Below are 13821 nucleotides of genomic sequence, written 5' to 3'. Positions count from 1 at the left end.
ATGTTAGGGCTGTTGCTGCTGGTCGGTCTGTACTTCTGGATTCCACCTCTCTATCGCGCCATGCGGGGCACCACCGCTCCCGAATTAACGCCTGCGAAAGTGAGTCCGGCACCGATTCCACAACGGCCTCCGGTCGAGACGGAGATGAGTTTCACCCAACTCGATCCCAAAGAAACCACGCTTCACTCCTGGGAACAGTTTGATTCCCTGATGCACACAGATCCGCTGGTGCAGTCCGTGCAGATGGGAGCGATTCAACGCAATCCTTTTGAGGTGAATCGAGACCAGTTCTCGCCCCCCATTCTGTTTGCCGAAGAGCCGCCCGAAACCGAACCCAAACAGGTTCAGATGGAGAAGCAGGAACCGGAAATCAAGGCACTGCCCGACGAGATCGTCCTGACGACTACGATCATCGGTAAATTTCGCAAGGCGGCGATGATCAACAAAAAACTGTATTACGAAGGTAAACCATTCCAGTATGACAATGTGACCTACGTTCTGGAACGGGTCGCAGACCGGAGTGTGATTTTGCGGCAGGGCGATCAGACATTTGAATTAAAAATTCAAAACGATCCTTCCGCATTTATTAAATTTGAATAATCAGACGGTTCGCATCACAGGCTGATTCTCAACTGATTCGAACGATCACGGATGATGGTCGAAACATGAAACGACAATATTTTATACCGGCTTTCTGGGCAATGCTGACAGGTCTTTCGCTGCTGTTAATCGCAGCCATGACCGACGTCAAAACACCAGAGTCTCTGTTTATCTCACCCCACCACGCTCGCACTGCGCGCAGTGCGACACCGCAGCAACAGGCTCCCACGAATAGAGAGCCGCTGCTTGAGGTCTCAGATAATACATCTGCTTCCACGCCGGCCCCTCAGCCTGCGCCTGCGCAGCGCGTCGTTGTGACAGCACAACCTGAGCGGCAGCCTGAAATTAAAACCGTGGCCCGTACCGTGCAGGCGACACCAGTGCCACAGTATGTCACACCCGAAGTCAAGACAGCAGCGAACGCATCTCGGACCGTACAGACGCGGACGCTTGTCGATCCCACACTGGAACAGCCGAGCGAAACTCCATCCACACCGCAGCGTTCCCGCGCGATCCAGTTTCACCTGGCTGAGGAAGTACAAGCTGAGCGCGTGGATCCCACTGAGAAGAAAATGGAAATGCGGCTTGCCAGCCTGACCCGTCAGGTCGATCGGCTGACCAATCTGCAGTTGGAAGTCCAGCAGCAGTCCAAAATGGAACTGGCTCAGAATACGGATCGTCTGGAACAGGCGACCAAGCTCCTGCAACAGATGCAGCAGATGAATCAATTGCGTGATCTCGAACGTAAACTGGACGGGATGCAGGGCAAGGCCGACGCAGCTGCACAGCCGAAAACGCCTGCACCACAGGCCACAGCACCGCAGGCTCCCGCTGCCAGTGAGACCAGCGCCCCTGCAGATTCCAAAGCGAAAAAAGAGCCGGTCCTGAAAGTCAGCCCCGATAAGGGAGCCGGGGAAACTTTCTCCCTGCAGATCCAGGATGCGGAAATCATGCAGGTTCTGGACATGCTGGGGGAACTCTCGGGCATGAATATCCTGGCCGGGCAGAGCGTTTCGGGGACGATCACAGCGAACCTCAAGAATGTCACGCCGCTGCAGGCCCTGGATGCCATCCTGCGATCGCGCGAGCTGACTTCGGAAAGAGAAGGGGAGTTCATCTACGTGATGACCCAGGCTGAGCTGGAACAGAAGAAGAAGTCGAGCCGGAAAGTCGTCACCAAGCTCTATACCCCGTTTTACATCAGTGCCAAGGAATTACAGCAGCTGATCACGCCGATCCTGACGGAAAACGTGGGGATCGTCTCACTGACCACACCCAGCGAAGTCGGGATTTCTCCTGATGAAACGAGTGCCGGCGGTGACTCGTTCGCTCAGAACGATTCCATTCTGGTTCGCGATTACCCTGAAATCCTGGAAGAGGTAGATCGTCTGCTCGAAAAAATGGACGTACCTCCCCTGCAGGTGGTCATTGAAGCGATGATTCTGAACGTCACGCTGAATGATGACATGCGGTTTGGCGTGAACTTCGCCATGCTCAGTGGGAATAACAAGAGCCTGCTCGTCGATGGTAACGGTCAGACATTGAACGCTGCCAGCGGTTTCCCAGGGTCGGGCAGTTCGTCGATCGTCCCACCAACTGGACAGTTTGTGGCTGACCTGGCAGGACTCAAATACGGGTTCCTGCACGGCGACATCAGCGGTTTTATCGAAGCACTGGAAGACATCACGGAAACCAACCTGATCGCATCTCCTCAGCTGCGGGCTTTGAACAAACAGAAAGCAGAACTGATTATCGGTGATCGCATCAGTTATTCCACAGTGACCCAGAACGGCAATACTTCGATTCAGAACGTGAACTTCCTGGATTCCGGTATCGTGCTTAACCTGCGACCCTTTATTACTCCCGATGGTCAGATTCGGATGGAAATTCACCCGGAACGCAGTTCGGCGACCATTAACTCCTCGACGAATTTGCCCGACCTGAAGACCACCGAAGTCACCACAAACGTCATGGTCCGCGACGGGAATACGGTTGTCATCGGGGGACTGATTGAAGAACGCGTCTCCGATACCAAAAATCAGGTTCCATTCTTAGGTGCGATTCCCGTGATCGGCAATGCGTTTCGCCAGCAGCGGGAAATTACGACCCGTTCCGAGTTGATCGTGCTGATCACACCGCGGATCGTACATCCTGAAGAGGCCAATGCTGAAGGTCAGGCCGAGAGATACGAGGGTGCAGAACGGATTGATAACTTCAAGAAGAGCTTCCTGCCGATCAACCAGGTACGGATTGTCCAGATGCATATCAAGCTGGCCAAGAAATACCTGCGGATTGGAAATCTGCCTAAAGCCAAAGAGCACATCAAGATTGCCGTCCGACTGGATAAAAACAATACCGAAGCAATTCAGTTGAAGAAGTACATCGAAGATGCACTGATCAACCGTAACCGCCAGATGATCGGACTGCCTCCACTGTCTGGTCCCGAGATGCCGGCTCCGATTGTGGAGGAGGTGCCCTGAGCATGCTGCGGAAACTCAGTTGCATCGCCTGTGCGTTGGTCTGGCTGATCTGTTGCGGCTGTCAGGCGGTGCCGATTTCCACGCTGACGCAGATGTCAGGTGAGGCGCTGCAAGGGGAAACCACACCACAGACCTCAGAAACTTCCTCACGGACCGAGCGGACATCTCCCTTCAATGAACGGGCGAATCAGCTCGTAGATCAGGCATTACAGCATTATTCCCAGGGAGAACTGCAGCAGGCCCGGTCGCTGCTCGCCTCGGCGCGGGAAATAGATCCCGGTCATATCGGGACGTTTGAAATCGAGGCCCAGCTCTCCTACGACATGGGAGACCGGAAACAATTTCTGCAGTCGCTCCGGTCGATTCGTGCTGCCAGCCCTCAAGACGCCGCCAAACAGAGTGCCGTCGGAACCCTGTTTTTTCAGGCTGGCCAGACACAGGAAGGGATCGCCTGCCTGAAGCGTGCCATCGCATTGAAACCGCATGAAGAAAACTACTCGTTGAAACTGGCGGCTTTTCTGGAGCAGACCAGTCGCACCGATGAGGCTCATGAAGTTCTGTTACGGGCCCTGCATACGACACCGGGCAGCAAACGACTGCCCATCGCCCTGGGTCGCGTCTGTGAGGTCAATCAGCAGTGGTCCGAAGCCAGCATATATTATGCGATGGTGATCAATCATCTTCCCGAAAACCACGTCTGGCGAAAACACCGCGCCCGCTGTCTGTATCACGCCGGCAAGTACCAGGAAGCTTTTGAACAGTTCTCCATCTGCCAGGAAGCAGACCGGGAACTGCTGTCGCTTTCGGAAAAAATCGCCTTTGGCGACACGGCGCTGCGGCTGGGAGATCTGGAAAAGGCGCAACAACTGTTCGATGAAATTTCTGCTGCCCATCAGCACCAGTTACTCCATGTAGAGGTATTGCGCGGGTTATGCGCAATTAACCGGGGCCAGACAACTGACGCGAAAGCCATCATCGCTACAGCCCGTAAAAAATGGCCCGCTGATCCTACGCTGTTAGAGGTCGCGGCCCTCCTCCCTGCGCAACAGACGGCGGTAAGGTAATCACCTGAACTGCGTATTTTTGTGCAAGATTCATTTGCCCAGCGCAAACTCGCTCCAGAAATTGGACAACCCCGATTTCGTAACCTAGATTTAGAGTGGTGATTTAAGATCACTTCTTAATTGGTGGAGTGCGCTCTGTAGTACTCCAATCTGGATTCGAAACAGGGTATTTCATTTTCAGCAGTGTCGTTAATCTGCTGAGAAGGTGTTCGGCAATGAAAAGTTATGGCAAATACTGGGTTCTGGTGGTACTGCTGCTCTTCATGAGTTGTGTAGATAACCTCCTGGTAACCAGCCAGTTAGCTTCTCCCATGCTGGCGCTGGCCGCCTCGCTGGTGGCATCACTCGTCGGTTGGGCCTGGCTGGTGAAATCCCTGCAGAAAGACCGCGACCAGATCAGCGCGTGTCTGCGGAATCCCGATTTACTGCGTCCGGAACTGAAGCAGAAGAACTTCTTCGGAAACCTGTTCGCGGAAGCCATTCAGAAGATTGAAGAATCCGATACCGAACTCGTATCGACCACCCAGGTTAAGACGATGTTGAAAGCCCGTCTGAATGCCCTCTCGAAGAAAGAGGCCCTGATGGAATCGGTGCTGGATCACCTGGAGACCGGGGTACTCGTCTTCGACGCACAACACACGCTGGAGTTTTCGAATCAGGCCGCATCGAAGTTCGTGATTCCCGAAGCGGACCGCACGCTGAACACCAGTGAATCCGGCCTCGCACTTAATAAGGCCCTCAGCAGCGATGTCGTGATTCCCGAGATCGCCAGCCTGCTCACCAAAACAATTGAACGCAAAGATGCCACGTTAAGCCGCCGCAGCGAGTTCCAGTTAACGGGGCTCGAATTCCAGTCCCATTTCCGCGCCATCGCCACGAACCTGTTCGATGAAAATCAGGCGCTGCTGGGAACCGTGATCGTGGTGGAAAACATTGGGGAAGAAACTAATGAGAAGGAACGGCACGCCGAGTTTGTGTCGTCCGTCGCTCACGAGTTGAAAACACCGATGGCCGGGATTAAGGCTTATATCGAGATGCTGCTGGATGGTGACTGCGAAGAAGATGAAGCCGAAGAACTGTATGGCTTCATCAACGAACAGATTGACCGTCTGACTCGGCTGGTCAACAGCATGCTGAATCTGGCCCGCATTGAAAGCGGTGTTGTAGAAATCAAGCGACACGACTGCGAGCTGAATGACATTCTCAAATCGGCCGCAGATGTCATTTCGCCCAATGCCGGTGAAAAAGACATCAGGTTTACCTCCGAACTGAGCGATCTCTATCTGCCCGTGCACGTCGATAAAGACATGCTGGGCCAGGCGATCATCAATCTGCTGTCAAATGCAGTAAAATACACGCCGCACGGACACGAAGTCCGCCTGCGGAGCAGAATGGAAGACAATACGGCAGTTATCGAAGTCCGGGATACCGGGATGGGAATTCCAGAAAATTCGCTGCCTCACATTTTTGATCGGTTCTATCGGGTACCCGAGAACAACCGCTCCGCGGCCGGTACGGGACTGGGTCTGGCCCTGGTCCACTTCATTGTGACCAATGTCCATAATGGCTCCATTTCGGTGCAGTCGGTCGTCAATAAAGGAACCTGTTTCACGGTCACCATTCCGCTGGGACATAAAGAACAGAAAAAGAAAAAACAACTGGCATCGCCGGTAACCGTATAACAGAATGCGTTCGTGACCCGCCCTGGCGCGGTTCAACAGCTGGAAAGAACCCAAGGAATACTGCCATGAGTCATCTGGTTTATGTTTGTGACGACGATTCGCACATTGTGCGTGCCGTCAGTATGAAACTTAAAAAAGCGGGCCTGGAAGTCGTCAGCTTTCCGGATGGCTACACCTGTTGGGAACAGGTTCAGGAGCGGGCTCCCGAGATGATTATCACCGATTTGCAGATGCCCCGGATGAATGGTCTGGAACTCTGCGAAAAAATTCGCGAATTTGAAGTAACCCGCTCGATCCCGCTGACGTTACTGACAGGGAAAGGTTTCGAATTCGATCATGATGAATATATGCAGAATCTGAAAATCACCAATGTCATGGTGAAACCCTTCAGTCCCAGGAAATTGTTAACACAGGTCCAGGAGTGTCTGCAAACGGCACCGGACACGATTGGTTAGTCGCTCAAATTCAGTTTATTGAAACTTTATCTCATGCGAAATTATTACACTGCCATCCAGTTCTGGTCTTACTCCCTGCTGGTAGTCTGCCTGTGTCCGCTGGCGGTCTTCCTGGGTGCCTACATGCACTGGCCCCTGGGGGTGGCTCCGTTGCTGCTGCTGGCACCCCCCACAGTTCTGGCGGCGGTTTCTTCACCGCGGGTCTGTTACTGGACCATTACAGTACTCTCCATCAGTTCCTGCTTCGCCGAAATTTTCTTTCGCCCGGACCTGGAAGAAGTCAGAAGTACCTACCCAGCGAGCATTATGTGCGCCAGCGTACTTGTCGGACTGGTACTGCTGATCGATCTCTACATGGGTAAACTGCGTCACAAACTGTCTCAGATGCACGACCAGAATGACGAACTGGTCCGCCAGTTGTACCAGACTCAGAAACAGGCCGCCGTCGATGCTTCGAAATCGGGAATTACAGAAAGCAATGAGAAACCGGTCAGCGAGCAGAAAGAGAATACGAGTGTGGAGAGTGGCGTGAATTATCCACTGCTCCTGCTGACGCTGCAGGACATCGGTCGTCGGATCTCTACTAATCAATCCAACGAATCATTGATTCCGACCGTGATCAGCACGGCCAAAGCCTCGCTGCAATGTGAATCATGTCAGGTTTATCTCTGGGATTCAAAATCGCGAGCTCTGAAAAATGCACTGCCCGCGCGAGCCCGCGACCGACTGGACTACCGGCCTGCAGCCAATCATGGCGTAGCCGCCTGGGTCATCGAACACCGTCAGATTGTGATGCGAAACGACGCCGATCAGGATTACCGCCTCAAGCGGATCATCGAAGACGATCCACAGATGCCGGATGCGATTGCACCGCTGACCGTGGGTTCGGAACTGATCGGGCTGTTGATCATCGATAAGATCGACGTGGATTCTCCCACCATTGGTCGCCTGATTTATATTCTTTCCAATATCTACGCGTTGGGCATCAAGAATTCACAGTTGTTCAAACGCATTGAAGAGATGGCCAGCCGCGATGGTCTGACCGGATTGTATAACCATGCGACTTTCCAGGAAAAACTGCATGAACTGGTGAAGGGCGCTGAAGCGCAGTCCACGAGCCTCAGCATCATCATGAGCGACATCGATCACTTCAAATCCTTCAACGATACTTACGGACACCAGGCCGGTGACTTCGTACTGAAAGAGGTCGCACGGATCTGGAAAACCGTGATGCCTGATAATGCCGTGCTGGCACGATATGGCGGTGAAGAGTTCATCGGCGTCCTGCTGGATCACGAATATTCTCAGGCACGTCAGATCGCGGAAGATTTACGTGAGACACTGGAAAACTGCCCGATCCTATTCGAGGGACAGCAACTGCAAGTTACTGCCAGTTTTGGCGTTACAGAATTCCGTCACCCCGCAACAACCACGAAAGAGCTGGTGCGGGTGGCTGATGAATATCTCTACAAGGCGAAGGAAGGCGGACGAAATCAGGTGGTCGGCCTGGATACGAACGCCACCAGGAAACCGGGTACATAAGCGAGTCAGACATGCAGATCACAACGGAAGTTTTTGGCAATGTTCTGGTGGCCCATACACCGGATGAACTGACGGATGACACATCCGGTGATTTCGTCCATGCGCTGTCAGATGCGATTAACGAACAGCATTACCAGGTTGTCCTGCAGATGGATCGCAGCGATCTGCTGGACAGTGCCGGTCTGACGGCCTTACTCGATCTGCAGGATCTGACCCGGGAACACGGGGGGAACCTCAAGATCAGCGGCCTGGAAGAACCTGGCAAGAAAATTCTGGAAATGACACGACTCGACCAGCGGATCGATATTTTCGATTCGGTGATCGAAGCGGTTTCCAGCTTTCAATAAAGATTTAAGAACCAGTCATGAATACCAATTCCCTCTTACAACCGAAAATGCGGCTCGGTGATCTGCTCATCTTTAAAGAGTACATCACCGCAGAACAGCTGGATTCCGCGCTGGAGGAACAGTCACAGGGAGACGGCAGTCAGCTGCTGGGTGAGCTGCTGGTCAACAACGAATATTGCACTGAAGAGCAGGTGCTGGAATGCCTGGCCCTGGAATACCGCATTCCCTACGTACAGCTCGACAGCCGCATGTTCGACTCGAAAATCTTCGATGTCCTGCCGCGTGAATTTGTAGAAAAGCATACGGTGCTGCCTCTGTTCAAAGTCCGCAACGTTTTGACTGTTGCGGTAGCGGAACCGACAAACGTCTTCCTGGTCGACCAGCTCCGCGACCTGACCAAGTCAGAAATCCAGATTGTCGCCGCCAGCGCCCGCGAAATCCGCCGGATGGTGCAGACTTATATGCCGAACACAAACGTGTTCGTGATCGACGACATCATCGATGATGCGAACGGCACCAATGTCGAACTGATCGAAGAATCAATCGACGACATCGGCTTCGACGTCGAGTTTGCCGGCCAGAGCCCGATCATCAAACTGGTCAATTACATTATCTATAATGCGGTTCGCGAGGGGGCCAGCGATATTCACATCGAACCCAACGAACAGCAATTGCGGGTGCGTTATCGCGTGGATGGAGTGCTGCATCAGGCACTCGAACCGCCCGTGCATCTGGCGCCTGCGGTTTCGTCGCGTATCAAGATTATGGCGAGCCTCGACATCAGCGAACGTCGTCTGCCACAGGATGGACGAATTCACGTCCTGATGGAAGGGCGTCCAATCGACCTGCGTGTGAGTACGCTTCCCATGCCGAGCGGTGAAAAAGTCGTGATTCGTATTCTGGATAACCGCAGCGTCAATATTTCACTCGAACAGCTGGGTTTCAGTTCCGAAGTTCTGGAAAACTTCACCGAACAGCTGGAAAAACCGAACGGCATTATTCTGGTGACCGGGCCTACCGGTAGTGGTAAGAGTACCACCCTGTATGCGGCTCTGAATGCCGTCAGCTCGATTGAGAAAAATGTCTGTACGGTCGAAGACCCGATCGAATATCAGCTGCCGATTATCAATCAGTTCCAGGTGAATGAAAAAATCGGCCTGTCATTCGCTACGATCCTGCGGAGTCTGCTGCGACAGGACCCGGATGTCGTCATGGTGGGCGAAATCCGCGACCAGGAAACCGGCAAGATCGCCATCCAGGCAGCCCTGACCGGTCACCTCGTCTTCAGTACGTTGCACACCAACGACGCGATCTCGGCGATTACCCGTCTGATCAATATGGGTGTCGACGACTACCTGATTGCGGCAGCAGTCAACATGGCTCTGGCACAACGACTCTGTCGTAAACTCTGCCCGAAATGCAAAACACCTTATGAACTGCCCAAGGCGATGCAACTGGCGGTGGAACGCGTCGGCCTGGAAGCGAACGAATTTTATAAAAACAAAGGCTGCAAGAGATGCCGCAATACCGGTTTCTCCGGACGTATCGGCGTGCATGAGATCCTGACCATCGATGATCAGCTGCGGGAAATCATCTCCTCGAATCCTACGGTGGCAGCAGTCAAAGAATATGCACAGAACAATGGCATGATCCCCCTGCGGTACGACGCTCTGCGTAAAGCCCAGGAAGGACTGACGACAGTGGAAGAAGCCATCAAAGTCAGTGATGACGGCTGGATTCCCCGAAAACCCGCGCTGATCCGTTCCCATTCATAACGGCATCACGCTGAAGAGATAGAGAGTAATCCCCAATGGAAATGAACGACCTGTTACACGCGGCTGTGGACAGTGATGCTTCGGATATCCTGCTGGTAACCGACGCACCGCCCATGTTCCGTATTGACGGTCAGTTGTGCACCACCGCCCTGGAACCGCTGGATCCCGAAACGATTCGCGATCTGTGCGACCAGGTGATGAAAGTGCAACAGAAAGAACTTCTGGAGAAGCAGAAGGACGTCGACTTCGCGATCACCGTTCCGCGACTGGGGCGTTTCCGTTTCAATATTCATGTGCAGCGCGGTTCCCTGGCGGCGGCCATCCGTCGATTTTCCAACGAAGTCTGTACGCTGAGCAGCCTGGAACTGCCCCCTGTCGTGGAAGAGCTGACGCGGCTCAAAACCGGGCTGATCCTGGTAACCGGGCAGACCGGTTCCGGTAAGTCCACCACGCTGGCGGCCATGGTCGAAGCGATTAATCAGCGGGATTCAAAACATATCATCACCCTGGAAGATCCGATCGAATATCAGTTCCAGCATGGAAAATCATTGATCGAACAGCGGGAGATCGGCGAAGACTGTCCCGGGTTCACCTCGGGACTGAAACATGTTCTGAGGCAGGATCCGGATGTGATTCTGATCGGGGAATTGCGGGATCTGGATACCATTCGTGTCGCCCTGCAGGCTGCGGAGACCGGACACCTGGTGCTCGCTTCACTGCATGTTTCCAGTGCAGCGGGAGTCGTCGATCGACTGGTAGAAGTCTTTCCGCCGGAGGAACAGTCCCAGGTCCGCAGCCACCTGGCGGAATCGTTAAGGGCTGTCATTACCCAACGCTTATTACCCGCGGCGATGTCCAATGGGCGTGTGGCTGCCGTGGAAATCATGCTGACCAATCGGGCGATTCAAACCAGTATTCGCGAATCGACGACCCATCTGATCCCAGGCATTATTTCGACGAACCGTCGCGTAGGAATGCAGACGATGGAACAGGCTCTCAAAGAACTGCTGTTAAACGGTAAAGTCGACGCGGAAACCGTGGACGAAAACCTGCAGGAATTAAAGGGCGAAGCGTCGGGCAAAGAATATTCTCATGGATTACTGGCTTAACGGGATCGATGAGGGACAGGCGAAACAATGCAATTCACATATATAGCACGCAACACGACAGGACAGAATCAGTCCGGGGAACTGGTCGCTGAGACCAGGGAAGATGCGGTTGCCAAGTTGCGCCAGGAAGGTCTGTATCTGCTCTCTCTGGAAGAAGCGGATGAAAAGTCATCCAAGAGTCTGGCAGCAACCCGTAAAAAACGGGTCTCTCGCAAAGACGTGATCTATTTTACCAACCAGATGGCGATTATGGTCGACGCGGGTGTGCCCGTGGCCACAGCCCTGGAAGGAATTGCGAAGCAGATTGAAAACGAAACACTCGCCGAGATTCTATCCTGCATTCAGAAAGACGTTGAAGCGGGTAGCGACCTCTCCAGTGCACTGAGTGAGTTTCCACGGTTATTCGATAAAACCTATGTGAATCTCATTAAAGCCAGCGAGGCCAGCGGTACGATGCCGCAGATGCTGAACCGCATTGCACAGCAGGCTGAAGAAGAACAGGAAACCATTCAGCAGGTGAAGGGCGCTTTGATCTACCCGGCTGTGATGCTGGTGATGTGTATCGGCGTCTGTATTTTCCTGCTGACATACGTCTTTCCCAAGCTGATGCCCATGTTCGCTGCCCGTGGTGCCGCGGTCCCCACACCGACCAAAATGATGATTTTCGTCTCAACGGCCATCACCTCTTATTGGTATCTGCTGCTGCTGTTTCTGGTGGCTGTAATCGGCTTTTTCTTCTATATGCGGAATCAGGCCTGGGGCAAAGCAACGTTCGACTGGTGTCTGATTCGGATGCCCGTCTTCGGCTCGATGCTGAAAAAACTGGCAATCAGCCGCAGCATCCGTACGCTGGCGACTACGGTCAACGCGGGGGTTCCCATGCTGGAAGCCATCGAACTGAGCGCTGGTGTATCCGACAATGTTTATTTCAAACAGAGCTGGATGGAAATCAGCGAGCAGGTTACGAGCGGAAAACAGATTCATGAGGCACTGGAGGGCAAAGCATTATTTCCCCCCACGATGCAGCAGATGATCGCTTCCGGCGAATCGACGGGCCGACTGGGAATGGTGCTCAATAAGCTGAGCGACTACTTTGATCGGGATGTCAAAATCGCCATCAAGTCCGCCACGACACTGGTGGAACCGTTGATGGTGGTCTGCATGGGCTCGATCATCGGTTTTATCGCACTCTCGATGCTGTTGCCGATCTTCACGCTGAGTACCAGCCACTAATCCGACTCAGGTGATTTCTTTTCCTGCTTCTGTTGCTGCGAAGATTCTGGCGATCCGGAAGATTCTGCTTTTGTTTCCGTCTCTGGCGACGGGCCCTCCGCGGGTGCATCTGCCCTGGTAGTCTCTGTCTCTGCTTGGGGCCCTGACTGCTGATCATCTTCCTGTTTCACTTTTTCCTCCTCCGGGACCATGTCGAGCAGGTTATTGCTGTTGAATTTCTCCTTGGAGAACGCACGAAGCTCGGCATTAAAGATCTGCACAAGTGCGTGCAGACAGGAAGCGACGATCGGGCCGATGAAAACCCCCCAGAGCCCCATCATCTGCAGTCCGCCCAACACACTGACAAAGGCGAGCAGGGGGTGCAGTTTTGCGTCACTCTGCAAAATATAGGTACGGATGACGTTGTCCATCGTGCCGACGACCAGTGTCCCGAACAGGGTCAGGAAGATCGCCGCGCCCCAGTCTCCCTGGTACATCAACCAGCCGGCACAGGGACCCCAGATAATCCAGGACCCCATCAGGGGAACCATCGACGTGATCGTGGCGAGGATCAGAAGAATGAAGAAATGCTCAAAACCGACAATGTATAAGGCGATCGCAGTCATCAGTCCCTGACCAATGGCCGCCAGGAAGGTTCCCAAAACCACGGCCCGCACGACTTTCTGAAACTTATCGATCAGCTGCCGCTGGTAATCCAGGTGCACGGGAATCAGGGACTGCGTCGATTCGACGAGCACGTAGCCATCGGCCAGAAAGTAATACAGGGCGATCACAAACATAATCCAGGCGATCATCGCGGAAAACACGGTGCCGAGCAATCCCACGGTTGAAGCAGCAAAACCGAGCGAACGTTTGGCGATCGGAACCAGAGTCGCCTGCAGATTCTTGCGGATGAAATCATCGGTGACTTGCGACTGTTCTTGATTGCTGGTTCCCTCTTCTGCAGTTGCCTCTTTTCCCAGGTATTCGTTGGACCATTCCACGAACTGATGCAGTTTGAGGTTACTGACCTCTACTTTTTCGCGGACCGTCTGCACGGTTTTATTCCAGTTGGCTTCATCAAGCGCATTCACCACCGTGGTAAACAGCTGTAGGGAACCCAGGAAAATCCCCACACACAGGGGAACAAAGATCGCGGAAATGATCAGCGTGGTCGTGATGCTGGCGGCAATACGGACGTGACCCCGGGCCCGTTTAATGAAATACTGGAGCAGGGGCTGACTGACCATGGCGACCACGGCTGCCAGAAAAAGGGGCAGCAGGAACGGCAGGATTACCTTGAAGAAGGTCACTCCCAGGAACAGGATCAGGCAGAAAATGATGCTGAGTGAAACGAGGCGAACCATAAACCAGTTCCCATATAGAATAGATCGCAAAAAAGCCACGATCGGTTACCCGATCTGAGCTGTTGGCAGATAACAACTTACAGCAATGCAGGCACGAATGATAGTACAAAAGCCTCCTCAGTCTGACGGGAGAGGACTGGGACAGACTTTCAGATTATTTTCGTTTCCTTATCGCAATTTTGAACCCC

The 13821-nt window shown here is 53.4% G+C and carries 11 protein-coding genes; 10 read left to right on the top strand and 1 reads right to left on the bottom strand.

What is annotated here, in order from left to right; genetic code table 11:
- The 10 genes from RID21_RS08210 (at position 1) to RID21_RS08165 (ending at position 12287) form a co-directional block, all read left to right on the top strand.
- The gene (locus RID21_RS08210; protein WP_350188163.1) at positions 1 to 600 is read left to right on the top strand and encodes a hypothetical protein; all 600 of its coding nucleotides are present in this window, start codon (positions 1 to 3) and stop codon (positions 598 to 600) included.
- A gap of 65 nt (positions 601 to 665) precedes the next feature.
- Positions 666 to 3080, top strand: a complete 2415-nt coding sequence (locus RID21_RS08205; RefSeq protein ID WP_350188162.1) for a secretin GspD/PilQ domain-containing protein — start codon at positions 666 to 668, stop codon at positions 3078 to 3080.
- Between the two features lie 2 nt (positions 3081 to 3082).
- On the top strand, positions 3083 to 4144 hold the full coding sequence (locus RID21_RS08200; RefSeq protein WP_350188161.1) for a tetratricopeptide repeat protein: 1062 nt from the start codon (positions 3083 to 3085) through the stop codon (positions 4142 to 4144).
- Between the two features lie 215 nt (positions 4145 to 4359).
- A complete protein-coding gene (locus RID21_RS08195; protein ID WP_350188160.1) occupies positions 4360 to 5826 on the top strand; it encodes a sensor histidine kinase in 1467 nt (488 codons plus the stop codon).
- 65 nt (positions 5827 to 5891) lie between these two features.
- Positions 5892 to 6281 carry a response regulator gene (locus RID21_RS08190; RefSeq protein ID WP_350188159.1) on the top strand — a complete coding sequence of 130 codons (390 nt, stop codon included), beginning with the start codon at positions 5892 to 5894 and terminating at the stop codon, positions 6279 to 6281.
- A 33-nt stretch (positions 6282 to 6314) separates the two neighbouring features.
- Positions 6315 to 7823, top strand: coding sequence for a GGDEF domain-containing protein (locus RID21_RS08185; protein WP_350188158.1), 1509 nt, complete (start codon positions 6315 to 6317; stop codon positions 7821 to 7823).
- A gap of 11 nt (positions 7824 to 7834) precedes the next feature.
- Complete coding sequence (locus RID21_RS08180; RefSeq protein ID WP_145443491.1) at positions 7835 to 8170, top strand: STAS domain-containing protein; 336 nt, start codon at positions 7835 to 7837, stop codon at positions 8168 to 8170.
- A 17-nt stretch (positions 8171 to 8187) separates the two neighbouring features.
- Entirely contained in the window at positions 8188 to 9945 is a 1758-nt protein-coding gene (locus tag RID21_RS08175) for a GspE/PulE family protein (protein WP_350188157.1), read from the top strand.
- 35 nt (positions 9946 to 9980) lie between these two features.
- Positions 9981 to 11054 carry a type IV pilus twitching motility protein PilT gene (locus tag RID21_RS08170; protein ID WP_350188156.1) on the top strand — a complete coding sequence of 358 codons (1074 nt, stop codon included), beginning with the start codon at positions 9981 to 9983 and terminating at the stop codon, positions 11052 to 11054.
- Between the two features lie 27 nt (positions 11055 to 11081).
- The gene (locus RID21_RS08165; RefSeq protein WP_350188155.1) at positions 11082 to 12287 is read left to right on the top strand and encodes a type II secretion system F family protein; all 1206 of its coding nucleotides are present in this window, start codon (positions 11082 to 11084) and stop codon (positions 12285 to 12287) included.
- On the opposite strand, the gene RID21_RS08160 is transcribed toward RID21_RS08165, so the two are convergent.
- Positions 12284 to 13633 carry an AI-2E family transporter gene (locus RID21_RS08160; protein ID WP_350188154.1) on the bottom strand — a complete coding sequence of 450 codons (1350 nt, stop codon included), beginning with the start codon at positions 13631 to 13633 and terminating at the stop codon, positions 12284 to 12286. The two genes, RID21_RS08165 and RID21_RS08160, sit on opposite strands and share 4 nt — an antisense overlap.
- Positions 13634 to 13821: the final 188 nt, after the last annotated feature.

It is taken from the genome of Gimesia sp. (assembly GCF_040219335.1).
Taxonomy (GTDB): Bacteria; Planctomycetota; Planctomycetia; order Planctomycetales; family Planctomycetaceae; genus Gimesia.
This window is presented reverse-complemented; position numbering and strand designations above follow the sequence as displayed.

What these genes read in the sequence shown, in the direction of transcription:
- RID21_RS08210 (WP_350188163.1), top strand. Translation starts at nt 1, where the DNA reads ATGTTAGGGCTGTTGCTGCTGGTCGGTCTGTACTTCTGGATTCCACCT.
- RID21_RS08205 (WP_350188162.1), top strand. Translation starts at nt 666, where the DNA reads ATGAAACGACAATATTTTATACCGGCTTTCTGGGCAATGCTGACAGGT.
- RID21_RS08200 (WP_350188161.1), top strand. Translation starts at nt 3,083, where the DNA reads ATGCTGCGGAAACTCAGTTGCATCGCCTGTGCGTTGGTCTGGCTGATC.
- RID21_RS08195 (WP_350188160.1), top strand. Translation starts at nt 4,360, where the DNA reads ATGAAAAGTTATGGCAAATACTGGGTTCTGGTGGTACTGCTGCTCTTC.
- RID21_RS08190 (WP_350188159.1), top strand. Translation starts at nt 5,892, where the DNA reads ATGAGTCATCTGGTTTATGTTTGTGACGACGATTCGCACATTGTGCGT.
- RID21_RS08185 (WP_350188158.1), top strand. Translation starts at nt 6,315, where the DNA reads ATGCGAAATTATTACACTGCCATCCAGTTCTGGTCTTACTCCCTGCTG.
- RID21_RS08180 (WP_145443491.1), top strand. Translation starts at nt 7,835, where the DNA reads ATGCAGATCACAACGGAAGTTTTTGGCAATGTTCTGGTGGCCCATACA.
- RID21_RS08175 (WP_350188157.1), top strand. Translation starts at nt 8,188, where the DNA reads ATGAATACCAATTCCCTCTTACAACCGAAAATGCGGCTCGGTGATCTG.
- RID21_RS08170 (WP_350188156.1), top strand. Translation starts at nt 9,981, where the DNA reads ATGGAAATGAACGACCTGTTACACGCGGCTGTGGACAGTGATGCTTCG.
- RID21_RS08165 (WP_350188155.1), top strand. Translation starts at nt 11,082, where the DNA reads ATGCAATTCACATATATAGCACGCAACACGACAGGACAGAATCAGTCC.
- RID21_RS08160 (WP_350188154.1), bottom strand. Translation starts at nt 13,633, where the DNA reads ATGGTTCGCCTCGTTTCACTCAGCATCATTTTCTGCCTGATCCTGTTC.